The organism is Pseudobutyrivibrio xylanivorans, assembly GCF_008935055.1.
GTDB classification, from domain to species: Bacteria; Bacillota; Clostridia; order Lachnospirales; family Lachnospiraceae; genus Pseudobutyrivibrio; species Pseudobutyrivibrio xylanivorans_A.
In genome coordinates this window covers 1034954-1061373 of record NZ_CP043028.1, presented here as the reverse complement: position 1 = coordinate 1061373, position 26420 = coordinate 1034954, and the positions used below count along the sequence as shown (strand labels likewise).

At 40.6% G+C, this 26420-nt stretch carries 18 protein-coding genes and 3 rRNA genes; 6 read left to right on the top strand and 15 right to left on the bottom strand.

Translation table 11 applies throughout. From position 1 onward, the window contains the following. Positions 1–162: 162 nt before the first annotated feature. Complete coding sequence (locus FXF36_RS04790) at positions 163–1428, bottom strand: alpha/beta hydrolase-fold protein (RefSeq protein ID WP_151622725.1); 1266 nt, start codon at positions 1426–1428, stop codon at positions 163–165. Between the two features lie 161 nt (positions 1429–1589). Here FXF36_RS04790 and FXF36_RS04785 point away from each other — a divergent pair, with 161 nt between their 5' ends. The 4 genes from FXF36_RS04785 (at position 1590) to FXF36_RS04775 (ending at position 5179) form a co-directional block, all read left to right on the top strand. Beyond that, positions 1590–3035 carry a DDE-type integrase/transposase/recombinase gene (locus FXF36_RS04785; protein WP_151622149.1) on the top strand — a complete coding sequence of 482 codons (1446 nt, stop codon included), beginning with the start codon at positions 1590–1592 and terminating at the stop codon, positions 3033–3035. Beyond that, positions 3036–3179, top strand: a complete 144-nt coding sequence (locus tag FXF36_RS16225; RefSeq protein ID WP_155829907.1) for a hypothetical protein — start codon at positions 3036–3038, stop codon at positions 3177–3179. A gap of 419 nt (positions 3180–3598) precedes the next feature. Beyond that, complete coding sequence (locus tag FXF36_RS04780; RefSeq protein WP_151622724.1) at positions 3599–4855, top strand: Y-family DNA polymerase; 1257 nt, start codon at positions 3599–3601, stop codon at positions 4853–4855. A gap of 18 nt (positions 4856–4873) precedes the next feature. Next, positions 4874–5179 (top strand): YolD-like family protein, encoded by a 306-nt coding sequence (locus tag FXF36_RS04775; RefSeq protein WP_151622723.1) that lies wholly within the window; start codon positions 4874–4876, stop codon positions 5177–5179. Between the two features lies 1 nt (position 5180). Here FXF36_RS04775 and FXF36_RS04770 read toward each other — a convergent pair whose 3' ends face one another. Then, a complete protein-coding gene (locus FXF36_RS04770) occupies positions 5181–5564 on the bottom strand; it encodes a hypothetical protein (protein WP_151622722.1) in 384 nt (127 codons plus the stop codon). Positions 5565–5827: 263 nt separating this feature from the next. Between FXF36_RS04770 and FXF36_RS04765 the strand changes: the two genes are divergently transcribed. Continuing rightward, positions 5828–7849 carry a methyl-accepting chemotaxis protein gene (locus tag FXF36_RS04765; protein ID WP_151622721.1) on the top strand — a complete coding sequence of 674 codons (2022 nt, stop codon included), beginning with the start codon at positions 5828–5830 and terminating at the stop codon, positions 7847–7849. Positions 7850–7901: 52 nt separating this feature from the next. On the opposite strand, the gene FXF36_RS04760 is transcribed toward FXF36_RS04765, so the two are convergent. From FXF36_RS04760 to FXF36_RS04745, 4 genes are all read right to left on the bottom strand, one after another. Continuing rightward, on the bottom strand, positions 7902–8498 hold the full coding sequence (locus FXF36_RS04760; RefSeq protein ID WP_151622720.1) for a 5' nucleotidase, NT5C type: 597 nt from the start codon (positions 8496–8498) through the stop codon (positions 7902–7904). Between the two features lie 79 nt (positions 8499–8577). Continuing rightward, complete coding sequence (locus FXF36_RS04755; protein WP_151622719.1) at positions 8578–9270, bottom strand: LrgB family protein; 693 nt, start codon at positions 9268–9270, stop codon at positions 8578–8580. After that, positions 9270–9626 (bottom strand): CidA/LrgA family protein, encoded by a 357-nt coding sequence (locus FXF36_RS04750; protein WP_151622718.1) that lies wholly within the window; start codon positions 9624–9626, stop codon positions 9270–9272. Before FXF36_RS04750 ends, FXF36_RS04755 begins: the two co-directional genes overlap by 1 nt. A gap of 125 nt (positions 9627–9751) precedes the next feature. Continuing rightward, a complete protein-coding gene (locus FXF36_RS04745; protein WP_151622717.1) occupies positions 9752–10072 on the bottom strand; it encodes a hypothetical protein in 321 nt (106 codons plus the stop codon). 148 nt (positions 10073–10220) lie between these two features. Between FXF36_RS04745 and rbr the strand changes: the two genes are divergently transcribed. Continuing rightward, positions 10221–10763 carry a rubrerythrin gene (gene rbr, locus FXF36_RS04740; protein WP_151622716.1) on the top strand — a complete coding sequence of 181 codons (543 nt, stop codon included), beginning with the start codon at positions 10221–10223 and terminating at the stop codon, positions 10761–10763. A 118-nt stretch (positions 10764–10881) separates the two neighbouring features. Here the strand turns inward: rbr and FXF36_RS04735 are convergent. From FXF36_RS04735 to FXF36_RS04695, 9 genes are all read right to left on the bottom strand, one after another. Continuing rightward, positions 10882–13774: ribosomal RNA gene (locus FXF36_RS04735) — 23S ribosomal RNA — on the bottom strand. 233 nt (positions 13775–14007) lie between these two features. Further along, a 5S ribosomal RNA gene (gene rrf / locus FXF36_RS04730) occupies positions 14008–14125 on the bottom strand. Between the two features lie 63 nt (positions 14126–14188). After that, a 16S ribosomal RNA gene (locus FXF36_RS04725) occupies positions 14189–15720 on the bottom strand. Together the 16S, 23S and 5S rRNA genes form the textbook arrangement of a ribosomal RNA operon. 374 nt (positions 15721–16094) lie before the next feature. Beyond that, positions 16095–16535 carry a CvpA family protein gene (locus tag FXF36_RS04720; RefSeq protein ID WP_330583220.1) on the bottom strand — a complete coding sequence of 147 codons (441 nt, stop codon included), beginning with the start codon at positions 16533–16535 and terminating at the stop codon, positions 16095–16097. A 246-nt stretch (positions 16536–16781) separates the two neighbouring features. Next, complete coding sequence (locus FXF36_RS04715; RefSeq protein WP_151622714.1) at positions 16782–17996, bottom strand: DUF5711 family protein; 1215 nt, start codon at positions 17994–17996, stop codon at positions 16782–16784. Positions 17997–18052: 56 nt separating this feature from the next. Next, positions 18053–19948, bottom strand: coding sequence for a 1,4-alpha-glucan branching protein GlgB (gene glgB / locus FXF36_RS04710; RefSeq protein ID WP_151622713.1), 1896 nt, complete (start codon positions 19946–19948; stop codon positions 18053–18055). 29 nt (positions 19949–19977) lie between these two features. Then, entirely contained in the window at positions 19978–22659 is a 2682-nt protein-coding gene (locus FXF36_RS04705; protein WP_151622712.1) for a hypothetical protein, read from the bottom strand. Positions 22660–22780: 121 nt separating this feature from the next. Then, positions 22781–24109 carry an AI-2E family transporter gene (locus tag FXF36_RS04700; RefSeq protein WP_151622711.1) on the bottom strand — a complete coding sequence of 443 codons (1329 nt, stop codon included), beginning with the start codon at positions 24107–24109 and terminating at the stop codon, positions 22781–22783. 16 nt (positions 24110–24125) lie between these two features. Next, positions 24126–26411, bottom strand: a complete 2286-nt coding sequence (locus tag FXF36_RS04695) for a hydratase (protein ID WP_151622710.1) — start codon at positions 26409–26411, stop codon at positions 24126–24128. Positions 26412–26420: the final 9 nt, after the last annotated feature.

Sequence of the window (26420 nt, the reverse complement as noted above, 5' to 3'; positions counted from 1 at the left end):
CCTCCAGCTTTTAATAGTTGTAAAAATATTGTAGCAGTTTTGTAAGCATGAAGATAGCAAAAACACCTCCATAAACTCCTATACATTATTTTAACTGCGTATAGGATAACCATGGAGGTGCCCTTATTTAACCACATCTTAAGAGTGATTCAAAACAATATTCTACTTAAATACTATTTGTGCAAAATTGTAGAAACCAAGATACCAAATATCAAAGTTGTGTTCTCCATCAAGCTCCTGCCACATGAAGTTCTCACCATCTACAAACTGATTGCAAACCTCTGGCAAATTCTTTGCTGCGCTTGAAGCACTCCAATAAGCAATGCCATCCTGAAGTCCGCAAATATTGTAGAAATAGTGAATAGGATACTCATTATCTGCCAAAATCTCTGCTGTGGTTGCTGCTGGATTGCTAGTAGGTGCAGCTGAGAATGCTCCAAAATAACTGAACAAATCAACGCACTGACCAATACCAATATTGATTGTCTGCATACCACCCATAGAAAGACCTGCACATGCTCTATGGTCACGGTCAGCATAGGTGCTGAAGTGTGAATCAATGTATGGAATTAAATCATTTCTAAGCTCATCACCAAAAGCGTAGAAAGAAGGAATTGAACCGCTTTCAGAAGCTTTACCATTTGGTGTGACAACGATGAATGAATCAATGTCTCCATAATATGAAAGGTTATCCATCATAGCCTTTACTTTTGACTCATCATTGTACATTTCCCACTCATTTTCATCACCGCCGATTCCATGAAGAAGGTATAATACGTTGTACTTCTTGCTCTCGCTGTAATTTGCTGGTAAGTAGATATTAGCCTTCTTTGTATAAGTGTTTCCGTTTTCAGAATCATGTGCTGTGTACGAAATAGTTTTAACTGTACCAGAGCATTCTTGGCTTCTAATTGAAGAATACTTTTCTGGAATGCTCTCACTTATAGTAGCTGTTGGATCATAGTGTGAGCTAGCTGGCGTTACGAATTTAAGTTTTGCATCAATCTGACCTTCAAGCTCACCAACTCCAAGGAAACCAAATTCTATTGATGAACCATTTGGAATCTTTGTGTTCCAACTAAGAGGTGTGAGCACATATTCATCATCGGTAGTCTCGATATTTACGCACCAGCTGGAATCGATATTAACCTGCTTTCTGCTTAACTTTACTGTCCAGTTTTCAAGTGTCTTTCCTGTATTATTTGTAAGCGTGTAACTAACCCAATAACCAGTTCCCCAACTGTTCATGTCATAAGTAATATCCACACCATTTTCTGAAGTGGATACCACATTAGACTCATCATCCAAATAGTCTAATGCTGTTACGTCATCATTTGCAGCCTTAACATCTGTCTTAACTGTCATAGCAAGTGTGCTAACAGTAAGTGTTAGAACTAAGGCTGTTACTAGTAGTTTTTTTCTTTTCATAAATACATCCTCTCCTTTGTTTGGGTAGTGTCAAATTCACTACCCATTTTTAGTTCTAAAACCTTGATTTATCGGGAGTTCAAAATAAAAAGAGCATTGACCTCCCTTTTTGGTATAATGTCAACGACCAAATCAACATCTCCGAAAAGGACTCAATGCTCATGAACATTATACTTTATTTACTTGAAATCATCCACCAACTCTATCAACAGAATTGCTGGCTTATTAACTTCATCTGCAGATATATACCGCTCAAACAGTGGGCTTTCGATGACTCACATTCTCCCAAATATCAAAAGTTCAAAGTGGATGAACTTCCTAAGATTGTCTATTATCATCAGGACTGGGACTGGAAGGACCTTAACAACTACTATACTCAGCGCTATGGCAAACCCGTTAAACCAATCAAAAGACGTTCAGAATGCGATATCCCGGAGGAATGTTCTTGTCCATCATGTCATGCACCACAGCCATATCTCTACAAGAACAATGGTAAAGCTGGACAGCTCATGTGTAAGATCTGCCAGACTACTTTTACGCCTGAGGACAATCGCTTTGATAAACAGTTATCTTTAAAATGTCCTCACTGCCAGCATACTCTTGTACGTATAAAAGACCGTAAGCACTTCGCCATCCATAAGTGTGTTAATCCCAAATGTCCTTACTATCTCAGCAACCTTAAAAAAGTCGATAAAGAGGATCTATCCGAAGAGAATGGCAAGTATAAATACAAGCTTCACTACATCTATCGCGAATTCTCGATAGATTTTTTTAAGATGGATCTGAACTCTCTTCCAAAGAATGCATCCTCACTTAAATTCAGCAAGCACAACGCCCACATCATGTCCCTGTGCCTTACGTTCCATGTCAATCTCGGACTGTCTTTGAGAAAAACAAGACAGGCATTATCTGATTTGTATGGGATATCTATATCTCATCAGCAGGTTGCTAACTACTGTAAGACAGCTGCCATCTGTATAAAACCTTTTGTTGACAATTACCCTTATGAGAAAGGCAATGTCTTTGCTGCGGATGAAACGTACATAAAGGTGCGCGGCATCAAAGGTTATGTCTGGCTTATTCTGAATGCTGCTACCAGAGCCATCATCGGTTATCAGGTATCTGACAACCGTGGCGTAGGTCCATGCATCCTTGCAATGAGAATGGCATTCAAAGGTATGTCTGAGCTTCCCAAAAATTTCAAGTTTATCGCTGATGGGTATAGTGCGTATCCGCTTGCAGCCCAACAGTTCTTTAGGCAGTTCGGTGACAGATTCAAGTTTGAGATCACACAGGTCATCGGTCTCCAGAACAACGATGAAGTGTCCAAAGAATACCGCCCTTTTAAACAGATGATTGAGCGTCTTAACCGCACCTATAAGGCATCTTATCGAATCACTAATGGGTTTGATAACTACGATGGCGCTAACTATGATCTGACTTTGTGGGTTGCCTACTATAACTTCCTGAGGCCTCATAAGTTCAATGACTTCAAACCACCAGTAGTTGATGACATACTATCCAAAGCTGAGAACATGCCTGCCAAGTGGCAGCTCATGATTTACTTTGGTCAGCAAAAAATCATGGAACTTCAGGCAGCCAGCTGATTGTTCTTAGATTCTGAGCCTGAGGTAATAACCCAGCCACCGCTTCAGCGGCTTGCCCTTGATGGCACAAAAAATAACTGCTACACTGCTGAAATCGACGGAGAAAATCTAATTGTTCTTGAGTTCTTCGCCGTCGGTGATTAACCTACAGCAGTTATTTTTTGTGCTGTCAAGGGTGGCGTCAGGTTACCACAACCTACATATCTACATTTTCAAGGTTCAATCTGAGCCTATTTTTTTGACCCAGTTTTTTCATAGATCATTTGACACTATCTTTGTTTGTTCTTTGCCTAAGCAATAAACGCGCGCAATATAATAATACTCCCAGCCTATAGATTATTCGACATAATTCTTGCCAAGTGTATTATTACTCATAAGTCGCTTATTTACTTGTATTCCGCATATACATGCCTTTTTCTTACGATTTATTGCAAATTTGTAAACTTTTATTACATGTTCGATTGACCCAAATGCACGTTCGGGTGTATATTATCTATACAGAACAAAGTTTCGATATATCCTTGGAAGAATTAGAGGTAGTAGCTTATGGAGGCGATTGTAGTATGAGAGAACGGACTTATTTGATTATAGATTTAAAGTCCTTCTATGCTTCGGTAGAATGCCATGACAGGGGGCTAGACCCAATGAAAGACAATCTGGTTGTGGCTGATGTAGAGCGTTCCAAAGGAACTATCTGTCTTGCCATAACTCCTGCAATGAAAGCTCTTGGAGTAAAGAATCGGTGTAGAATCTTTGAGATTCCTAAAGGTATTGAGTATGTTGCTGCAGTCCCTAGGATGCAAAGATACATTGATGTTTCTGCCAATATATACGCTATATACTTAAGCTTTGTCTCTAAGGATGACATTCATGTCTATTCTATTGATGAGGCTTTTTTAGACGTCACTGAGTACCTGAATCTATATAGGTTATCAGCTCATGATTTGGCACTTAAGATAATGGATACCATATATGAAAAAGAAGGAATCCGCGCGACTTGTGGTATTGGACCAAACATGTATCTATGTAAGATAGCGTTAGATATCTTGGCAAAACACTCACCTGATTTTATAGCAGAGCTTGATGAAGAAAGCTATAAGAGAAGACTTTGGAGACATTTACCACTTACTGATTTTTGGAAGGTAGGACCTGGCACTGTGCGTAGGCTTTCTTCCTTGGGCATCTATACCCAAGAAGACATTGCTCACGCCCCTGAGGCTCTTCTTCTTAAGCAGTTTGGAGTTAATGCAAGACACTTGATTAACCATGCCTGGGGCAGGGAAGACTGCACCATTGCACAAATTAAGGGCTACACTAACAGGTCTCATTCTCTATCTTGCGGACAAGTTCTTATGAGGGACTATGAATATGAAGAGGCCCTTATCATAGTGAAAGAAATGGCTAATGAACTTTCCCTGGATATGGTTGGTAAACATGTAGTAAGCAATAATTTTTCCCTTTATATAGGCTATACCTACAACTCTCTTCCATCTACCGGTGGCGGTGCCACAGTACAGGTTTCAACTAATTCTGTACGTATTATCACCGACACTATGGTTCAGCTCTTTCATCACTTTGCAAGAAAGGATTGTCTGATTCGAAGAATAAATCTATCTGCTAACTCTATCATCGATGAGTGCTATGAGCAGTATTCATTCTTTGTCGACCCAGAAATTATGGAGAAGGACAGACAAATTACACGCTCAGTAAATGAGCTTAAAACGAAGTTTGGGAAGAATGCCATTTTAAAGGGAATAGATTTACTTGAGGGCGCCACTACAATTGAGAGAAATGGTCAGATTGGTGGCCATAAAAAATAGTTTTGGAGGTGAACGTTTATGGCGAGTGCTGATGATGCTGCACAGTTCATGCCCTTTGCAGCTTTAAAAGGGTTTGAAGAAGCGCTTCGAGCAAAAGAAAGAATTATTGTAGACAAAGTAGAGCTTTCTGAAGATGCTTTAGATTACTTGGATTACCAGCTTAGTATCATTAAGGTTGGCGACATGGTTGAAGCTATCTACTATGACGATGACGCCTACGTTAAAATTTCTGGACTTGTATCAAGAATTAACACCAAAGCTAAATACATCACTATCGTAAAGACGGATGTAAGCTTTGATGATATTAGAGAATTAAGATTTTAATCTAATCATTTTGTCGCTTTCTTTTCTGTATTTTTATCAAAAACGTTATGAATAAAAACACGCCAATAATCGCAGTTAAAATGCTGCAGCCAATCCATCGTTGTGTTTCTTGATAAACCACTCGCATATATATAGTTACAGCTATCCCAACAAGAAAAAGAAAGCTTATGAATACTAGCGATAATTTCTCCTGTCGCTGCCTTCCTAATTCACCTAAGCAATCACTCAAGCCAAAGATTGGCTCTGGTGTTTGTGATTCATGCCATGAATAAGAAAAAATGCAGTCTACTATACTAGCAAAAACTACATATGCCCAGGAGTTACACTCTTTTCCACGACGTCTTTTCCTTACTTTATTACTTTTTCGTCTTAATACATTACTCATTCTTTTCTAAAAACCTCGATTTAAAACTCTTTTAATTCTTCAGCATTTCCTACAATTTTAGCATATTTGAAAACTCTAACAAATAAAGATTTATATGCATACATCATTCACTAAAGCAACAAAGATTTGAGGGTGTGTTCTATTTCAAATATTTATCACATAATTTACAAGGTTAATCCAAAGTATTCTGATAGATTAACATTAAGATTGTGATTAGCGAGGGTGTACTATGCGCTTTCACATGTAGTTAAGGAGGTCAGTATATGGCAAAGAATTCTTCTTCACCAAAAAAGCAGGCACATATTAGCGCGCAGCTTCTCATTATTTTAGTGCCACTGGTAATTGTAGCACTGGCAGTTGTAGCGTTTATCCTTGCGATTCAAGCGAAGAATGTTATTGAACGTGAGGCTAAAAAAGATCTTTTACATGAGACAATGGCTAATGCCAACAGCATTGAGACAACAGCTCAGGGAATCATGGTTTACTATGATGGTATCGCTGATATCATTGAGACGTCGACGTATGAAGAAGATTCCGAGATTGTTATTGACTTGGCCCTCTCAATGAAAAAATATGAGGGTATAATTACTGATGCATACATAGGACTGTCTAACAAACAGTTCTTTGATGGCTCTGGATGGACACCTGATGCTGGATACGACCCAACAAGCCGTGCTTGGTATCAAAGCGGTGAGTCTTCTGCTGCTATGCATATTGGTCCACCTAGTCTTGATTTAACTACAGGTGCCATGGTAGCAATTGGTTCCCGTTCAATTACACTCAAAGACGGACGTAAGGGTGTTATGTCAATTGATATCACTCTTGGCAGATTATCAGAACAAGTTAGTGGGTACACACCTGGTGAAACAGGTTCTTGTATCTGCTTTGATGGCACTACAATCCTTGGTTCAGTGGAATCTGAATACGTTGGTACAGACGTATCTGAACATACTGATGACACATTTTTGCAGAGCATATCTTCTGCTGTTGTAGCAGGCACGACAGATACCGTCGTTCCAATGAAGGGTAATGATGGTAAGGCATACTACGTAGCCATCACTCCTATAGAGGGTACAAGTTGGACTCTTGTTTCCTATGTCAAGACTGCAGATGTTCTTTCAGATTTACGAAAATTCGAATTGATTTCTATTATCGTAGCCACAATAATCCTATTTGTACTTGTCGTTATTCTTCAACTTGTAATTACAAAGCTGGTTGCACATCCAGTACGTAATCTTACAGACAGTATTTTAAAGATTGCAAGTGGTGATTTCACAGTAGAAATTCCTGAAGGTGGTTCGAACGAAATTGGCACCATGAACAACAACATGCACGATTATGTTGAGAAGATGCGCCATACCCTAAAAGAGATTAAAACTACTACTGAACAACTTGCTTCGGAAGCCAACTATAGTAAGGATGTCTCTGGTGATTTGAATAGGCAGGCTGATGAACAGGCAAGTGCAATGCAACAGATTCAGCACACAATGGATGATATGTCAGCTGCAGTTGGAGATTTGGCAGAAAATGCAACAAGTCTGGCTCAGCAGGTAAGCGACCTTACTCAACAGTCTGAAACTACAAAGGCCACAATGGAAGATCTTGTTACTACAGCCCAGGAAGGACAGCGTGACATGAACGCCGTTCAGTCTGGAATGACAAGCGTTGCGGAGTCTATGCGCGAAATGAACGAAGTTGTAAGAAACGTAGATGCGTCTGCAAAACAGATCGATTCTATTGTTGATATGATTAACTCTATTTCAAGCCAGACCAACCTTCTTTCACTTAACGCTTCTATTGAAGCTGCACGTGCAGGAGAAGCAGGACGAGGCTTTGCAGTTGTTGCTGATGAAATTGGTGCTCTTGCTCAGAATAGTGCCGAATCTACAAGACAGATTTCGGAAATTATTAAGGAAATCACAGCTCAGATTGCAGAACTTTCGGCCAAGGCAGAAGCAAACGTAGAGGAAATCAACACTAGCATGGAATCTGTAAACACCGCAGGCGAAACCTTCGAGAAGATTTTCAAGAGTCTTGATGAAGCAAGCGAAACTGTAGGTGAGATGATTAGCAAGATTGGTAGCGTTGATGAAATCGCAACCTCTATGGCAGCTATCTCCGAAGAGCAGTCAGCAAGTACAGAAGAGGTAAGCTCAACTGCTACAGTTCTCGCAGAAGGCGCAGAAGCAGTGGCTGAGAACTCTCGTGGTGTTGATAGCAGTGCTACAGCTGTTTCTGATTCCTCTATAAAGATTGAAGACTTAATTAACATATTTAAGGTATAACTAAAACAAAAAATAAGAAGCGGCTGCTATGCCGCTTCTTATTTTTTTATAATTAATCTCTCACCTGTTCTCTAATATATTCCCAGCTTGGGCAACGTAAAAAGTTTTCCTGAAGGTCACATTCCTGATTCCATGGTCTGTCAAAAACCATAACTCTTAAGTCTGGCCATTTGTCAAAATACTTAAAAGCCAAAGGTGAATCCTCAATGGCATAATCAAACTGCATCTTATAAAAATCTTCTAGTTCTAAGTTATAACTACCTTTCTGATAGAAAGTATCTCTACCATACTTATTCAGGAAGTAAAGATTAGCTCTCTTTAAATCATGCTCATCCAACCATCTTCTAGATACATCATAAGTACTATCTGGACGGCCTGTTATAACAGAAACCTCGTGTCCTTCATCCATCAATTCATTTAGAACTTTCGACGCATCTGGTGTTTCTTCATACGCCAAAAGTATTTCTGGCTTATGCCCTTCAAGCATCAATTGCTCATACTCATCTTCATTAAGATCAAATGATTCTTTGAGATTAAAAAAACGAACCTCCTCATAAGGAACATTTTTCCCAAAAAGTCTTGCCGCAATCTCAGTAAATGATCTCGCAGTTTCGCATAAGCAATCATCAAAGTCTACATATATTTTCATGGTATTTCCTCTGTCGTATAATATTTTTTGCTATTGATTCTTGTAAAATTACCTAGTCCTAATGAATTTTAGACATAGGTTACATGAAATTAGCAAATAATGATGCAAACACTACTGTAAATAATCCAGCAACCGCAATTGACAAGCTGCTCATAGCACCTTCTACCTCTCCAATTTCCATGGCCTTTGCAGTTCCAATAGCATGTGTGGCCGTACCAAAAGCAAGTCCTTTTGCTATAGGTTCATTAATTCTAAACAGTTTACATATCAGTTCGCCAAAAATGTTTCCCAAAACACCTGTAATGACAATAACTGCAACCGTTATTGTAACATAACCACCTAGCTCTTCAGATACGCCCATTCCAATTGCAGTCGTGATTGATTTTGGCAAAAGCGTAACATATTGCTGATGTGTCAATCCCATAAGTTTAGACAAAAGCAAAACTGTTCCTAAACTTGTAATTACGCCAGCAATTATACCAATAAGAACCGCCTTTATATTACTCTTCAACAACTCCCACTCTTCATATAATGGAATTGCAAGTGCGACAGTTGCTGGTGTTAATAGCCACGAAAGAAGCTTTGCTCCACCATTGTATACCTCGTAGTCTATTCCCATTATTCCTAGAAATAAAATCGTACACAGAATTGAAATCAGAAGTGGATTGAATAATCCTAGCTTAAACTTTTTTTTAAGCCAATTTCCCATGCCATATGCAACTAAACTTACTGCCACAGCGCAATATGACGATTCACTAAAAAACTGAGCCATTACCTATCCTCCTTATCACGTCTAATAATCCATTGTGAAACAAGTCCTGTTGCGGCCATTACTGTAAATACAGTAATCACTGTTATGACACTGACTTGCAAAAGAATAGGCTTCAAATCGCCCCAGGAAACCATGAGACCAACGCCCGCTGGAATAAACATAACAGGCATAATCTCAATCAAAAACTTGCCCGCGTCCTTTACTTGCTCAAGCTTTATAACTTTTGTTACAAGACACAAAAATAATATAACCATACCATATATACTTGCAGGAACTGGTAATGGCAACGTTGCTTTTAATATCTCTCCCACTAGTGAAATAATTAAGATAATTAGAAATTGCTTTAAATACTTCATAATAGTCCACCTTTGTTTTTTACATACACGATGACTATTCTAGCACAAATATTCTTAGCTGAGGCTTTAAATATTTCATAAATATCTATGGTAAAAATAGCACTATACCTGATTTATTCACAAAACTATTTCTTAAATGCTGAAAAAATATCAACTCCTGCCGCCATCTTTTTAATTTCCGAGAGATTATCCCGCATATACTTTTCAAGCTGATGAACTTCTATTTCAGCGAACCCGTTGTTTCTGATTATTTGGCACTTTGGGACGGAACCTTCTGCTTCTCTAACTCCATCTGAAAATGTTACAAAGGCATACTTATCCCCCTTTTCATTATAACATATAGCCGACACAGCCATATTCACCTCGCCTTTGTTATCGCCACGCTTTATGGTATCAAGCGCTTTCTTTAAATCAGTATTATCGTTAATATCAAAATTTTCACTCATAACTCCACCACTCTTATTATTAATAATTTACGGTATATGTATTATTATTGCGCAAAATAGAATAATATACAACTAAAGTTAGCAATGACTTACTTACTAGTTCTGTGCTATATTTTAGATAGATTACAAATTAAAAGGAGGATTTACGATGGCAGAAAACAAATATGCAGGAACTAAAACAGAGCAAAATCTTTGGGAAGCTTTTGCTGGTGAATCAATGGCTAGAAATAAATACACTTATTTTGCCTCAGTTGCCAAAAAAGCTGGGTATGAACAAATTGCAGCACTCTTTTTAAAAACAGCTGATAATGAAAAGGAGCATGCAAAACTATGGTTCAAGGCATTAGGCGGCGTTGGTGACACACCAACTAATCTTCTTCATGCTGCGGAAGGCGAGAATGCCGAATGGACTGATATGTATGAACGAATGGCGAAAGATGCTGAAGAAGAAGGTTTTACCGAATTAGCTGCACAGTTTAGAGGTGTTGGCGCTATTGAAAAACTTCACGAAGAACGTTATCGTAAGCTCTTGAAAAATGTTGAAGCAATGGAAGTATTCAAGAAAAGCGGTGTTACAATGTGGGAATGCCGTAACTGCGGTCATGTTGTGGTCGGCGTAGAAGCTCCTGAGGTTTGTCCTGTATGCAACCACCCTCAAGCTTATTTCGAAGTGAGAGAAGAAAATTACTAGATTTTTATAATTTAAAATTCATATTTTAAACACTAAAAAAAGACATCAACAATGATGTCTTTTTTTATAGTAACCTCAAAACTTCATACAGTGTTCGAGAACACGCTAAACATCTTTTTAGAATAAACCTTCGATCTATTAGTATTCATCAGCTGAATGCGTTACCGCACTTACACCTTGAACCTATCTACCTTATCGTCTTTAAGGGATCTTATCTCCTTTTGGAGGGGATATCTCATCTTGAGGGGGGCTTCACGCTTAGATGCCTTCAGCGTTTATCCCGTCCAGACTTGGCTACTCAGCTATGCCGTTGGTCGACAGCTGATACACCAGTGGTCCGTCCACCCCGGTCCTCTCGTACTAGGGGCAGCTCCTCTCAAATATCCTCCGCCCGCGCCGGATAGGGACCGAACTGTCTCACGACGTTCTGAACCCAGCTCGCGTACCGCTTTAATGGGCGAACAGCCCAACCCTTGGGACCTGCTACAGCCCCAGGATGCGATGAGCCGACATCGAGGTGCCAAACCACTCCGTCGATGTGAACTCTTGGGAGTGATAAGCCTGTTATCCCCAGGGTAGCTTTTATCCGTTGAGCGATGGCAATCCCACTTTATACCACCGGATCACTAAGTCCTACTTTCGTACCTGCTCCACCCGTCGGTGTCGCAGTCAAGCTCCCTTCTGCCTTTGCACTCTTCAAATGGTTTCCGACCATTCTGAGGGAACCTTTGAGCGCCTCCGATACCCTTTCGGAGGCGACCGCCCCAGTCAAACTCCCCGCCTGGCATTGTCCCACCACCGGTTTACGGCGGCTGGTTAGAAATCCAATACTACAAGGGTGGTATCCCAACAGTGACTCTGATGAAACTGGCGTCCCATCTTCTTAGTCTCCCACCTATCCTGTACATGCAGTACCGAATCCCAGTACCAAACTGGAGTAAAGCTCCATGGGGTCTTTCCGTCCTGGCGCGGGTAACCAGCATCTTCACTGGTACTTCAATTTCACCGGATGCATTGTCGAGACAGTGCTCAAATCATTACGCCTTTCGTGCGGGTCGGAACTTACCCGACAAGGAATTTCGCTACCTTAGGACCGTTATAGTTACGGCCGCCGTTTACTGGGGCTTAAATTCAAAGCTTCGCTATGCGCTAACCTCTCCTCTTAACCTTCCAGCACCGGGCAGGCGTCAGCCCATATACATCACCTTACGGTTTCGCATAGACCTGTGTTTTTGCTAAACAGTTGCTTGAGCCTATTCTCTGCGGCCTACTTACGTAGGCACCCCTTCTCCCGAAGTTACGGGGTCATTTTGCCGAATTCCTTAACAATGCTTCTTCCGTCGGCCTTAGGATTCTCTCCTCATCCACCTGTGTCGGTTTACGGTACGGGCACAATAAATACAATAGCGGCTTTTCTCGGCACAGACTCTACTTACTTCACTACTTTAATTTCGCTCCGCGTCACGTCTTTGGATTGTAAAGCGGATTTGCCAACTTTACTCCTACCTCGCTTGCACCAGTCTTTCCATTCCTGGCTTAAGCTTTGTCCATGCGTCCCCACAGTTCTGATTTATTGCGGTACAGGAATCTCAACCTGTTATCCATCGACTACGTCTTTCGACCTCGCCTTAGGCCCCGACTTACCCAGAGCAGATCAGCTTTACTCTGGAAACCTTAGATATTCGGCCTGAAGGATTCTCACCTTCATCTCGCTACTCATTCCGGCATTCTCTCTTCTTGTTCCTCCACTGCTCCTTACGGTACAGCTTCGTCGGTTGCAAGAATGCTCCTCTACCACTCTGTCTAAACAGAATCCTAAGCTTCGGTGTTGTGTTTTAGCCCCGGACATTTTCGGCGCAGGACCTCTCGACTAGTGAGCTGTTACGCACTCTTTGAATGTGTGGCTGCTTCTGAGCCAACATCCTAGTTGTCTATGAAATCCCACATCCTTTACCACTTAACACACACTTTGGGACCTTAGCTGTAGGTCTGGGGCTGTTTCCCTTTTGACTATCCAACTTATCTCGTATAGTCTGACTCCCGTACATCGGCTATCTGGCATTCGGAGTTTGATATCTCTTGGTAAGCTTTGACGCCCCCTTTAGATTCAGTGCTCTACCTCCAGTAGTCTAATACGAGGCTAGCCCTAAAGCTATTTCGAGGAGAACCAGCTATCTCCGGGTTCGATTGGAATTTCTCCGCTATCCACACCTCATGCCCACCCTTTTCAACGGATGTGGCTTCGGCCCTCCATTTCCTTTTACGGAAACTTCAGCCTGGACATGGATAGGTCACCCGGTTTCGGGTCTACAATCACTGACTACTCGCCCTATTCAGACTTGGTATCCCTTCGGCTCCACACCTTTAGTGCTTAACCTTGCCAGTAATCGTAACTCGCCGGACCGTTCTACAAAAAGTACGCCGTTCCTCATATATAGAGGTTCGACAGCTTGTAAACACAGGGTTTCAGGTTCTCTTTCACTCCCCTCCCGGGGTTCTTTTCACCTTTCCTTCACAGTACTATGCGCTATCGGTCACTAAGAAGTATTTAGGGTTACGGGGTGGTCCCCGCGCTTTCAGACAAGGTTTCTCGTGTCTCGTCCTACTCTGGATACCGCCATGTCGCTTTCTCTTTCGCTTACGAGGCTTTCACTCTCTTTGGCTGGCTTTCCCAAAACCATTCTGCTAGAAATCACGAATCAATTATGCGGTCCGAACCCCGAAATGCACGCATCTCGGTTTGCCCTCTTTCCATTTCGCTCGCCGCTACTTTGGAAATCGATTTTTCTTTCTCTTCCTCCGGCTACTTAGATGTTTCAGTTCACCGGGTTCCCGGCCTAACGTTATGTGTTGGCGTTAGGTCAACTGGAGTCTGTCCAGTTAGGTTTCCCCATTCAGATATCCCTGGATCATTGCTTATTTGCAGCTCCCCAAGGCTTTTCGCAGCTTATCACGTCTTTCATCGGCTCTTAGTGCCAAGGCATCCACCCTGCGCTCTTGATTGTTTAATCTCGAATGTATAGCGTTACATTAAAATTTGTTCAATAAGAACTTGTTTGGTTTGTTAATTCTCGGATGTCTTGATATTTAAGATTTTTCTTAAAATCATTTATCTCTACTGTATGAAGTTTTCAAGTTGCTATCTGGTCTTTCGACCATTTGAAAAATCAATGTACTTGATTCCTCAAATGATCCGCACTTGGCGGTGACTTATATATGAAAACCTGTCGGCTGTGTTAAGCAAACCCGGCAGCCACCTGCTTTCCCATGCCGTCTCCAGCATAGTATCATCGGCCGATTAGGTCTTAACCATCGTGTTCGGGATGTGTACGGGTGTTTCCCCTAACCGCATCGCCACCGGAAATAATGAAGTGTTTTTTTGATTGACAACTCAACAGTGAAACAATCCTCTACTTTTTCCTTAGAAAGGAGGTGATCCAGCCGCACCTTCCGATACGGCTACCTTGTTACGACTTCACCCCAGTTATCGAGCCTGCCTTCGGCTGCTCCCTCCTTACGGTTGGGTCACAGACTTCGGGCATTCCCAACTCCCATGGTGTGACGGGCGGTGTGTACAAGACCCGGGAACGTATTCACCGCGACATTCTGATTCGCGATTACTAGCGATTCCAGCTTCATGTAGTCGAGTTGCAGACTACAATCCGAACTGAGACGTTATTTTTGAGATTTGCTCATACTCACGTAATTGCTTCCCTTTGTTTACGCCATTGTAGCACGTGTGTAGCCCAAATCATAAGGGGCATGATGATTTGACGTCATCCCCACCTTCCTCCCGGTTCACCCGGGCAGTCTCTCTAGAGTGCCCATCCGAAATGCTGGCTACTAAAGATAAGGGTTGCGCTCGTTGCGGGACTTAACCCAACATCTCACGACACGAGCTGACGACAACCATGCACCACCTGTCACTCTTGTCCCGAAGGAAGAGTACATTACATACTTTGTCAAGAGGATGTCAAGATTTGGTAAGGTTCTTCGCGTTGCTTCGAATTAAACCACATGCTCCACCGCTTGTGCGGGTCCCCGTCAATTCCTTTGAGTTTCATTCTTGCGAACGTACTCCCCAGGTGGAATACTTATTGCGTTTGCTGCGGCACCGACTCCCTATGGAAGCCAACACCTAGTATTCATCGTTTACGGCGTGGACTACCAGGGTATCTAATCCTGTTTGCTCCCCACGCTTTCGAGCCTCAGCGTCAGTAATCGTCCAGTAAGCCGCCTTCGCCACTGGTGTTCCTCCTAATATCTACGCATTTCACCGCTACACTAGGAATTCCACTTACCCCTCCGACACTCTAGTTCTACAGTTTCCAATGCAATACCGGAGTTGAGCCCCGGGCTTTCACATCAGACTTGTAAAACCGCCTACGCTCCCTTTACACCCAGTAAATCCGGATAACGCTTGCACCATACGTATTACCGCGGCTGCTGGCACGTATTTAGCCGGTGCTTCTTAGTCAGGTACCGTCATTATCTTCCCTGCTGATAGAGCTTTACATACCGAAATACTTCTTCGCTCACGCGGCGTCGCTGCATCAGGCTTGCGCCCATTGTGCAATATTCCCCACTGCTGCCTCCCGTAGGAGTTTGGGCCGTGTCTCAGTCCCAATGTGGCCGGTCACCCTCTCAGGTCGGCTACTGATCGTCGCCTTGGTGAGCCGTTACCTCACCAACTAGCTAATCAGACGCGGGTCCATCTTGTACCGAAAAAACTTTTCACACTGTACCATGCGGTACCGTGCGCTTATGCGGTATTAGCAGTCGTTTCCAACTGTTGTCCCCCTGTACAAGGTAGGTTACCCACGCGTTACTCACCCGTCCGCCACTCAGTCAGTAAATCGTCACCCCGAAGGGATCGTAATAAACTGCTTCGTTCGACTTGCATGTGTTAAGCACGCCGCCAGCGTTCATCCTGAGCCAGGATCAAACTCTCATGTTAAATATGTAAGCAACTTCAAGTTGCTTGAGTTCAATTCCAGGTCAGCACAAAACTGACTTGTTTACTAATAAAGGTTTCGTTTCATTAAGAAACTTAAATGAATTTCAAGGATACATGTTTTAAAAACTTGTATTAATTCAAGGTTTGTTTCACTGTTCAGTTATCAATCTTCATTTTGTTGTTGCTCTCAGCAGCAACTCGTTTATATTATCACGATGTCAGCTGTTTGTCAACAACATTTTTGATTTATTTTTCAAAATCTTTTAATGAAAACTTATCGTTTTCTAAGTCGTTACCGCTCTCAGCGGAACGAATAGTATGATATCATCCGTAACTACTTTCGTCAACACTTTTTTATAAAAAAATTATTATCTTTATATTCCGAAAACTTGCTCAATAATGTTAATTTTATAGACATAGTTTAACAAATCATTAGATGCTGTATTTGTAAGAATAAATTCCCCATATTTTGTGGTTGGAAAACAATCTGCCAAGTACATACAAAGCCATATTATTAATAGAGATTCTACAAAACCAGCCGTAACACCAAGCATTTTGTTTGCTCCTTTAATCCCTGGAATTGCACCGATCAAATTTATAAGCTTATTTAAGATGTAAATAAGAAGTATTCCCCCAAGAACACTTACTATTGTAGCTATGCCTTTGATTGCTGCTTCACTTAATTCTACTGATATACAGTTAATCAGAGCCTCCACCGAATTATTTATAGTTTCATCTACTTTCTCCCTGATAGCAATTGGCAGAAGCTTTAGAACAGCATCTTCACCCGTTCCTTCATTGTCTTCTTCTGCCATATGATACTTATCACTGAGATTGGTCTCTATATTCTCTTGAACAAATGCTGGTAGAGTTGTGTTTACATTTAAATAATCCGATACATAGGTACACGCTGTATTTACAAACCACAAAAGAATTATCCATGAAATCATTCCAAAGATAATTCGTAACATTCCCTTTTGAGCGCCCCTTATAGTGCAGAAAAGTATGATCAATATGCATATTATTAGCACTGGGTTATAAAGAAAAATCATTTGTTACCTCTATTTTAATCCTATTTCTTCAGTCTTTGTTTCTTCTATTACATAGTATCTTCGTGATGTGGCACCAGGTATAATTCCATAAATCTTTTCATCAAATGTATATGAGAACTTTGCAAAGCCTTGAAGATTATAAATTGTTATATCGTTTCCATTGCTAACCACGATTTCATTATTATCCATAATACTAATATCGTTATAGCTCTCAGAAAGTTCTTTAGAAGTAGTCTTTAATCCATATAAATTGTAGATATTCAACTGGTTAACAATAGTTCCATCCTCAAGAGCTGTTTCGCATATATAACCAAAGTGGGTATTATTATAAAAAATGGTCTTCATCTCATTCTGAACATTTATTTCTTTTACAACTGTAGCTCTGAGATTGTTGTTGAAAATAATAATTTTATTATCACTGAATGCAATTGCTTTATTGTTCTTAACATATTCAATCTTGGGAATTAATGAGCCAATATAAGTGTATGTAGCCACTATATTATCTTCTTCCTGTTTGCCTTCACTGGTGAAATCGTAAAAAACAAGTTCAGATGTCAACTCACCATTATTAACATTAATAATTGATAGCAGTAATCTAGTTGCATCAGAAGAAAGTGCCATTGATACGGGAAAGCCCCTATTCTCTGGATGTATTTCGCCCGAAACAAGAAGAGTACCTCGCTTATCATACATTTGTATATAGTTGGTATTATTCTCCTGCAGCAAAAGAGCTATGGTACCCTGAGATGCAACCCTGGCCTCTATTATCGGAGTAGTTGTCATTATCTGCTTAACAAAGCCCTTTGTGGAAAAAATATCAACCTCGCTGCCCTTTTTGTCATAAGCAATAAGGTAGGAATCACTTGTGTCCACTGTAGGATTAGTCATGTCGTAGGTATAATTCCATATTAAAGAGCCATCGTAAGCTGTATAGAATATGCCATCGCCGCTGTATTTCAAGAGATTTCCCTGATAACTCAGATAAGTGCTTTCGGCAGAATCATTTCTTTCCCAGCTTTTAACGACCTCATAATCAGAAAAAGTCGTAACTATTTTTATCACAACAATGGCAATTATACAGAGTATGATAAGAACAATTAAAAACATCCACCTTTTCTTTGGAGGCTCATAATCATCCTTTTCTTTTGTAGTGACGACAATTTCATCGCTGTCATCTTCTTCACTTTCCGCTTCTGGTATTGTGATAATTTTAAAATCTTCCATTTGTATTAAGCCTTTAACTAAAAGAAATGGGCTGTAATCACAGCCCATATAATTATCTAGTATGTGAATATTGCAACCTGATATGGTGCCAAAGGAAATGCTGCCGAATACTCTCTTCCATCACACTCTTCGTGCTTAGGAACAAGGGTCTCAGTTATTCGACCACCATTACCCCCATACTGCTTGTTTTCGCTATCTAACAAGAGCTTAAGCTTTTTGTTAGTCGGAACACCTACTCTATAATCATCGTAATTCATAGGTGTCATATTGATTACAAATAACATATTATTTTTGTCGTTTTTAGATTTACGGACAAAGCTGAATATACTACGATATCCATCATTTGCATTTATCCATTCAAAACCTGCCCATGACACATCCTGCTCATACATTGCAGGATAAGCTGTATAAATATGGAGTAAATCCTTGAACATACGCGCAACATGCCTATGATTAGGATTATCTAAAACATACCAGTCAAGCTCTCTAGCCTCACTCCACTCTGTCCCCTGGGCAAACTCCTGTCCCATGAAAAGAAGCTTTTTTCCAGGATGTCCCATCATAAATGCATAACCTGCCATAAGATTCTTGTACTTGTCTACTTCAAGTCCTGGCATCTTTGCAAGCATTGAGCCTTTAAGGTGAACAACTTCATCATGGCTTAAAACCAGGATGTATCTTTCTGCCTCGTTGTAGCTCATGGCAAAGGTCATCTTGTTGTGATTATCTTTTCTGAAATATGGATCTAGCTTCATGTAATCAATAAAATCATGCATCCAGCCCATATTCCACTTGTATGAGAAATTCAAACCACCATTTTCAACATCACCTGTAATTTTAGGCCATGCTGTCGATTCCTCAGCAATCATGATTACACCATGATTACGTCCACGAATCAAAGTATTAATATGCTTGAAGAACTCAATTGCCTCCAAGTTCTCGTTTCCACCATGCTCATTTGGAATCCACTGACCAGGTTGCTTACCATAATCAAGATAAAGCATGGAAGCAACAGCATCTACTCTAAGACCATCTATATGATAATGCTCAACCCATTGTAAAGCACTGCCAATAAGGAAGTTCTTTACCTCAGATTTTCCATAATTGAAAATCTTTGTACCCCAGTCTGGGTGCTCTCCCTTCTTTGGATCAGGATATTCATATAATGGTTTGCCATCAAAGTCTGCAAGACCATGTGCATCTTTTGGAAAATGCGCTGGTACCCAATCGAGAATTACACCAATTCCATTTTTATGTAGATAGTTGATTAAATACATAAAATCGTCTGGAGTACCATATCTGGATGTAGGTGCATAGTAGCCTGTAACCTGATAACCCCAAGAACCATCAAACGGATACTCAGAGATACCCATGAGTTCTACATGTGTATAGCCCATATCTAAAACATACTCAGTAAGGCTATGTGCGAACTCTCTGTAACTGTAAAAACCGTCATTTTCAGGTCTAGGATGACGCTTCCATGAGCCTGGATGAACTTCATATATAGCAAGTGGTTTCTCCCAGAAGTTGCCTGATTTTCGCTGTTTCATCCATGCAGAATCAGACCACTTAAATTTTGTATTATCATACAAAATTGACGCTGTACCTGGGCGAAGCTCTGCATATGTAGCATAAGGATCAGCCTTGTAAAGCTTTTCTCCATTTTCTGTATGGATAAGATATTTATATAGCTGACCTTCCTTAGCCTCTGGTATAAATACTTCAAAAACCCCTTGGCTTTCTGGCTCAACTCGCTGCATAAAATTCCTAGTCTCGTCCCAGTCGTTGAATTCACCAATTACTGAAACCTGGCTTGCATGTGGTGCCCATACATCAAAGTAAAATCCAGTCTCTTTGCCCCTCTTTCCTTTGTGGGCTCCAAGCTTCTTGTAAATGTCGTAATGGGTACCCTGTCCAAATAAATAGCCATCTAATTCAGTAAAATTACTCATAAGTTTCACGTCTCCCCTAGTTTAGTATTTTATTTGTCAAAATCCTTCTCTTTTAATATGACATTACCATCTCTGTCATATTTTGGCTTATTAAAGAATCCACCGCGTGTAGATTTATCAATTGCATCATCCATAATCTCTGCAACTTCCTTGATAGTGGTTGCATGATTGTAACGGCCAATATTGTTGATTCGATTATAGAGAGCTAATACACCCATTTCATCAATTGTACAGCCTGCCTCATTTGCGTATGTTCGCGCAAAAGAAACCAATTCATCAATTGTAAATGCTGGAATAACAATCTTCTCTGTAAAGCGCTTTGCAAAGGAACCATCCTTTGATAAAGCTTTATCAATTCCTCTTTTGTTATCTTCGATAATCATAATAGTGCCCGTATGATCCTGCTCCATCAAAAGAGATAATGTTACAGCTGTCTCTTTTGAAATATCACCAGCACATTCTATAATCAGGCAACCACCCTGAATCTTTGAATAAAGTCTCTGGATATCCTTTTCGTTGAGCTTTGCTCCCGAAATCTTTCCAATACCACCCTGTGGATATCCAGTCTTTTTTTCAAGAACCTTGATTATGCTTGTAGCCATCTGAGTCTTTCCTGAACCAGGCTCGCCAATGATTACAATGTTTCCACCATGTAACTGTGGATTCTGAATACGACCTGCTGCTCCTGTCAGAACCTGAGAAATGCTATTCTTCATGCCGCTGATTGGGAGGAAATATGAGAATGTTTCAAAATCCTCGTCATCAAGAGTGAAATCAGAAACTTCGTCCTTAATTACATCAGAAAGAACCTTTTCATCTACAAGCTCTGCCAATTCCTCAGGCTCAATTACATTTTCAGAGATAATAGGCAATTCTTCTTGTTGCATCTCAGCAAGAGAAATATCTGGTAACTGCTGTGTAACAGATGTAGAAGATTCAAATGATTCTACATTACTACTAATCTCTGTCAAAATATCTTCTGGAAGCTCAATTGGAGGCAGCTCGATATCATCAATGCTAATCTGTGCATCACTAACATCGACAGTCTCTTCTTCAACTGGCTCCTCTTTTAGATCCTCAACCTCTTCCAGTTTTACTTCTGGAACATTTGCTTCCGGCACTTCTCCTGTTGTTAATCTGTCTATTTCCTGCTGTAAAAGCTTGTTTACATCAGCAATCATCTCCGATGCTTCTTTTAAATCCACGTCCTCATTATCTCCATTAGTATCTAGTGTAGGTGGCTCCCAATTTGATGTCTTCTCTGCGGCATTAAGCGCAGAGCTAACTACGGCGCCAGCTGCAACTGCTGCATCAGTTCGAACAATCGGAATGTCAACGGAACCAACTGGCACACCGTCTATATTAATCTTTGGAATTGAGAATCCTTCCAAAGCGTCATCCTGCTCTCTCTGTTGAAGAACCTCTGAATCACTCTTTTTGATTTCAGGCCATTCAACAGGTCTGATGTTAGGAGTGTTATTATTTTCATCAGAAACAATTTCTGAATTTGATAAATATTCTTCCTTTAAGAGCTCCGCTGAACTTACACCTGAATTAAGCTTTGACATAGCTCCTTCCAAGCGATTAAGAACGTTATTTGCTTCTCTTAGAGCCTTTGCTCTGGCACTTTCAAGTTCTTTCTCTTTGGCATCCTCCATGGCTGCTTCTGCTGCGCGCTTTGTCTTTTCCCACTCAGCAAGAACATCCTCAATGGTCATTTGACCCTCAATCTGCTCTTCAGTTTCAGTACTGCCATCTGTAAGTTTAAGACTGATTTGTCCGTCATAACCTTCCTCGAGGTACTGTTGAAAGGTATCATTAACAGAAAAATCCATTGGCTCAACCTCAACAGGTTCCTCAGGAACCTTGAGATAAGGGATTTCCTCAACCAAATTTTTGATTGCACCTATATTCTCGGACACCTCAACTTTATCAGTGGCTTTCATTATTTCATCAATATTCTTTTTGATTTCTGCCTGAAGATTAAAAGTGTCAAAACGTTCTGGGCCTTCTGGTAGTGGAATATTAGCTATTGCTGGCAGCACTTCGCTAGACTCTGCCATTGGCTTAGGAGTTATTTCTGCAATTCCATCCTTTTTATGCTGAAAGCTTCGGTACTTATCTTCCTGAGCTTTATCCAAAGGCTGATAGAGCATCTTCAGCTCAAGAGCACGCTCTACAACAGGTCCATCTCCAAACCAAAGGATAATTTCATCACAAAGATTAATGCATTTATCAGCCTGATTGGTTTTGTGGTAAAGATACGCAAGCTCATAAGCCCACTCCTCTATAAAGTCACTTTCCTTTAGCTGTTCAAGGATTTTAATGAGAGTGGCCGTATCTGCACCCTTTGCTGTATTTATATTGTACTTCAGGATATATTTAAGGCTGTCGTGAGGGGCGATTTGTACAAACTCATTGTAGTACTCCTGCGCTTCGTCGATTTCCTTTAATTTGATGGAAATCATGCAAAGCTTATACAAAATCATCCTTCCAATAGGAGAACGCTCGTGAGCAAGCAATAATAAATCCCTTGCTTCCTCAACCTTGCCAGCTGCCTCATAACACTCGCTTCCAATTATCAAATCGTTGATATTGTGAACCTTGCGCCAATTAATAGTTTCGGCAACCGACATTGCGTCAGAAAATTTATTGTTTGAGACGAGATCTCGCATCTCTTCTATTCGATTTCTGTATTCCAATTTTTCCACAGTTTTATTCTCCAAAACTACATACTTATAGTTATAAAGAATTTTAACATACGTTATTCTTAAAATCAAAAAACCGAGAATAAATTTTTCCCGGTTTTTCGTAGTATTCAAATTTTTTTTATTACTTTGTATGTTTTATACCACGCCTTCTGGCTTTCTTTTCCTCCTCATGATTTTCAGAGAAAGGAATGAGCTTGTTCTCTATTATATCTATGTGGTCCATAGTAATATATTCTGACGTATCCAAAGGCAACGACCGTTTACCAACCATATATCGTGCCGACTGACCAACGATATAGTATATTATAGCAACTATAGGAACTGCTATAATCATTCCCCAGACTCCAAAGAATCCAGCGCCTACTACAACAGCAAATACGACCCAAAAAGAAGATATTCCTGTTGAATCACCAAGAATCTTCGGTCCAATAAGATTTCCATCAATCTGCTGCAAAATCAAGATAAAGATGAGGAAGTAGATTCCCTTTCTTGGTTCTGTCAAAAAGATAATAGCTACAGTTGGAACCGCTCCGATGTACGGACCAAATACCGGTACAATATTTGTAACTCCGACTATTACAGAAACCAAAACAGGATAAGGCATACTCATAAACCAGCATCCTATATAACATATTATTCCTATTATGATTGAATCAATAATTTTTCCAATTATGAAGCCATAGAAAATATCACCTGAACGTCTGCTAATTTCCAAAATAATATTGGCATAACTTGGTCGAAAAATACCACAGGCGAGCTTCTTAGCCTGACCTTTGAATGTCTCTTTTGACATTAGAACATAAACGGATACAAACATACCAACTACAATGTTCACTATAATTTTGCCTACAGTAAGGACACTCGTCGTTATTGTAGACATCAAATCCTGCTCGTCGTAGTTGATATATTTTTGTACTAATTTAAGTCCCTGTTCTAATAAATCTCCAATATTATTGTCTTTTGCCTTCATAAGGGCGTCTTCATAATTACCCTTGGTCACCACATTGCACCAATCAAGAACAGCTGCAATCTGTTCCTCTATATGGTCTGCCAGATACATTACCGTGCTTACAAGATTTGGTATGACTGTTGCAAAAATAAATATTATCACTCCTGCAAGAATTACCAGTGCAATAATTGAACACACTGTTCTGTTAACTTTTGCAGCCATATTTTTATTCTTACAGACATTTTCAAACAGTTTTCTCAAGCGTTTTTCAAAAAATCCCATTATAGGATTCATTAAGAAAGCCATGACAAAGCCCATAAGTATTGGCTGAATTACAGTTACGACATGGTCTATAGCCATTGAAACGCTTCTGGTATTCTTTAATAAAAAATAGAAAACTAGTACGATACATGCCGAAAAAATATAGCCTTGAAGCTTTTTCCTTCTCTGTTTTTCTTCTAGTTTCTCATCTAATTCGCAGCTGTCTTCTGGCATAGCCATTATACCCCCGTAAAACTTATTGTCTGTTGTAATTGATAAGGCAACCCTTGAGAATTATTTCACGTTCATCATCTGTAAGCTCTCCTAAGGTCATCTCGAATTCCTTAAGTCCCTCATCCTTAACAACGTATGCCTTGATGCTGTCAGCTTTATTAACTACAGCGTCCTTAATTCCTGGTATAAAAATATAATCCAAATTCTTAAATGGAAGTTCACCTTGAGGAATGACAAATGGAAGCATACCCCAATTTATAAGATTTGAACGATATCTCTTTGTAGCGTATTCGTTTGCGATATTCGCCCAGCCCCCGAGAACCTTCTGACATGAAGCTGCCTGCTCTCTTGCTGAACCATCACCTGGTTTAACTGCAAAGATAGTTGAACCTACACCAATGTTGTCATGGTTAATATGTGGATATGTCTCTTTTACTTTATGAACAATGTTCTTAAGTTCTGGAACTGCATCTCCCGCACACTCTCCAGCCTCAAGAGCCTTCTGAGCCTTTTGAATATTTTTAGCACGTCCTACATACTCTGGATCCTTACGTGAAAGAGTAAACTCTGCAAGTCCAAGAGGATTTGAACGATATGATGATGTCTCACCTGAAGGAATAAGCTCATCTGTGGTTGTAACTGGATCATGAATTTCTGATACAACCTGAAGGAATAGATTCTCTGGAAGAGCACTCATCTTTGGCCAGTCTTTAATGTTTGGACCAAAGTGAATCTCTGTAGCTGGCTCTGCAACACCATGAGAATCAAATACGCGGTTTGCATAAATTCTTCCATCGAAGTGATATTTTGGCTTGCTATAATCAACGTCAATATCTGTTGCCGCTGTAAGATAACCCTTGTTAGCTGCTGTGGCAGCAATAGAACGAGCATCCATAAGAGCAACTGATGCAATCTGACCATTCTGAAGCTTAGAGCCTTCGCGGTTAGGGAAGTTTCTTGTAGAGTGGCGGATTGAAAAGCCGTTGTTAGATGGAGTGTCTCCTGCACCGAAGCAAGGTCCGCAGAATGCAGTCTTAACGATAGCACCTGTACTCATAAGATCTGCAACTGCTCCATTCTTAACGAGCTCCATGTATATAGGAGTAGAAGCAGGGTAAACAGAGAGTGTGAACTCATCTGGTCCAATGCTTGCACCACGTAGGATATCTGCTGCATCACAGATATTTTCGAAGCCGCCACCGGCACAGCCTGCGATGATACCCTGGTCTACATATAATTTACCATTTCTAACCTTATCCTTAAGAGAGAACTCTACCTGTCCATCGAGAGAAACCTTTGCTCTCTTCTCACAGTCATCAAGAATATCCATAATGTTGGCATTTAATTCCTCGATTGTGTAGGTGTTGCTTGGATGGAAAGGCATAGCAATCATAGGCTTGATTTCATCAAGATTAATCTCAATCATGCCGTCATAGTAAGCAACCTGACCTGGATTAAGCTCCTTGTACTCTTCCTTACGACCGTGAATCTCGTAGAATTCTTCAGTCTTTTTATCTGTTGTCCAGATAGAAGAAAGACAGGTTGTCTCTGTAGTCATAACATCAACACCAATTCTGAAGTCCATGGAAAGATTAGCTACACCTGGTCCTACGAACTCCATAACTTTGTTCTTAACATAGCCTTTGTCGAATACTTCTCCGATGATTGCAAGTGCAACGTCCTGTGGACCAACACCCTTTCTAGGTGTACCTGTCATGTATACAGCAATTACTCCTGGCATTGCAATGTCATAAGTCTGATTGAGGAGCTGCTTAACAAGCTCTGGACCACCTTCACCCATTGCCATTGTTCCAAGAGCTCCGTATCTTGTGTGTGAATCTGAGCCAAGAAGCATCTTGCCACCGCCTGCCATCATTTCACGGGCAAACTGATGGATAACTGCCTGATGAGGTGGAACATAGATTCCGCCATATTTCTTGGCACATGTAAGACCAAACATGTGGTCATCTTCGTTTATAGTACCGCCTACTGCACAAAGGGAATTGTGACAGTTTGTAAGACAGTATGGAATAGGAAATTTCTCAAGGCCTGAAGCTCTTGCTGTCTGAATAATTCCTACATAGGTGATATCATGACTTATAAGCTTGTCAAACTTTATCTGTAAATGGTCCATATTACCAGAAGTATTATGACTTGACAGAATACCATACGCCATAGTCTCCTGATGGGCAGCTGCCTTTGTAGCCTCGAGACCTGTCGCAGCTTTTATAGCAGCAGCGGCCTCAGGACCGTCTTCGACGATTTGATTGCCATTAATTAGGTACACTCCGTTGTTGTAAAGCTTCATTCCTTAATT

Excerpts from the sequence above, each read along its gene's own strand:
- FXF36_RS04790 (WP_151622725.1), bottom strand. The coding sequence starts at position 1,428 with ATGAAAAGAAAAAAACTACTAGTAACAGCCTTAGTTCTAACACTTACT.
- FXF36_RS04785 (WP_151622149.1), top strand. The coding sequence starts at position 1,590 with ATGAACATTATACTTTATTTACTTGAAATCATCCACCAACTCTATCAA.
- FXF36_RS04780 (WP_151622724.1), top strand. The coding sequence starts at position 3,599 with ATGAGAGAACGGACTTATTTGATTATAGATTTAAAGTCCTTCTATGCT.
- FXF36_RS04775 (WP_151622723.1), top strand. The coding sequence starts at position 4,874 with ATGGCGAGTGCTGATGATGCTGCACAGTTCATGCCCTTTGCAGCTTTA.
- FXF36_RS04770 (WP_151622722.1), bottom strand. The coding sequence starts at position 5,564 with ATGAGTAATGTATTAAGACGAAAAAGTAATAAAGTAAGGAAAAGACGT.
- FXF36_RS04765 (WP_151622721.1), top strand. The coding sequence starts at position 5,828 with ATGGCAAAGAATTCTTCTTCACCAAAAAAGCAGGCACATATTAGCGCG.
- FXF36_RS04760 (WP_151622720.1), bottom strand. The coding sequence starts at position 8,498 with ATGAAAATATATGTAGACTTTGATGATTGCTTATGCGAAACTGCGAGA.
- FXF36_RS04755 (WP_151622719.1), bottom strand. The coding sequence starts at position 9,270 with ATGGCTCAGTTTTTTAGTGAATCGTCATATTGCGCTGTGGCAGTAAGT.
- FXF36_RS04750 (WP_151622718.1), bottom strand. The coding sequence starts at position 9,626 with ATGAAGTATTTAAAGCAATTTCTAATTATCTTAATTATTTCACTAGTG.
- FXF36_RS04745 (WP_151622717.1), bottom strand. The coding sequence starts at position 10,072 with ATGAGTGAAAATTTTGATATTAACGATAATACTGATTTAAAGAAAGCG.
- rbr (WP_151622716.1), top strand. The coding sequence starts at position 10,221 with ATGGCAGAAAACAAATATGCAGGAACTAAAACAGAGCAAAATCTTTGG.
- FXF36_RS04720 (WP_330583220.1), bottom strand. The coding sequence starts at position 16,535 with ATGGCAGAAGAAGACAATGAAGGAACGGGTGAAGATGCTGTTCTAAAG.
- FXF36_RS04715 (WP_151622714.1), bottom strand. The coding sequence starts at position 17,996 with ATGGAAGATTTTAAAATTATCACAATACCAGAAGCGGAAAGTGAAGAA.
- glgB (WP_151622713.1), bottom strand. The coding sequence starts at position 19,948 with ATGAGTAATTTTACTGAATTAGATGGCTATTTATTTGGACAGGGTACC.
- FXF36_RS04700 (WP_151622711.1), bottom strand. The coding sequence starts at position 24,109 with ATGGCTATGCCAGAAGACAGCTGCGAATTAGATGAGAAACTAGAAGAA.
- FXF36_RS04695 (WP_151622710.1), bottom strand. The coding sequence starts at position 26,411 with ATGAAGCTTTACAACAACGGAGTGTACCTAATTAATGGCAATCAAATC.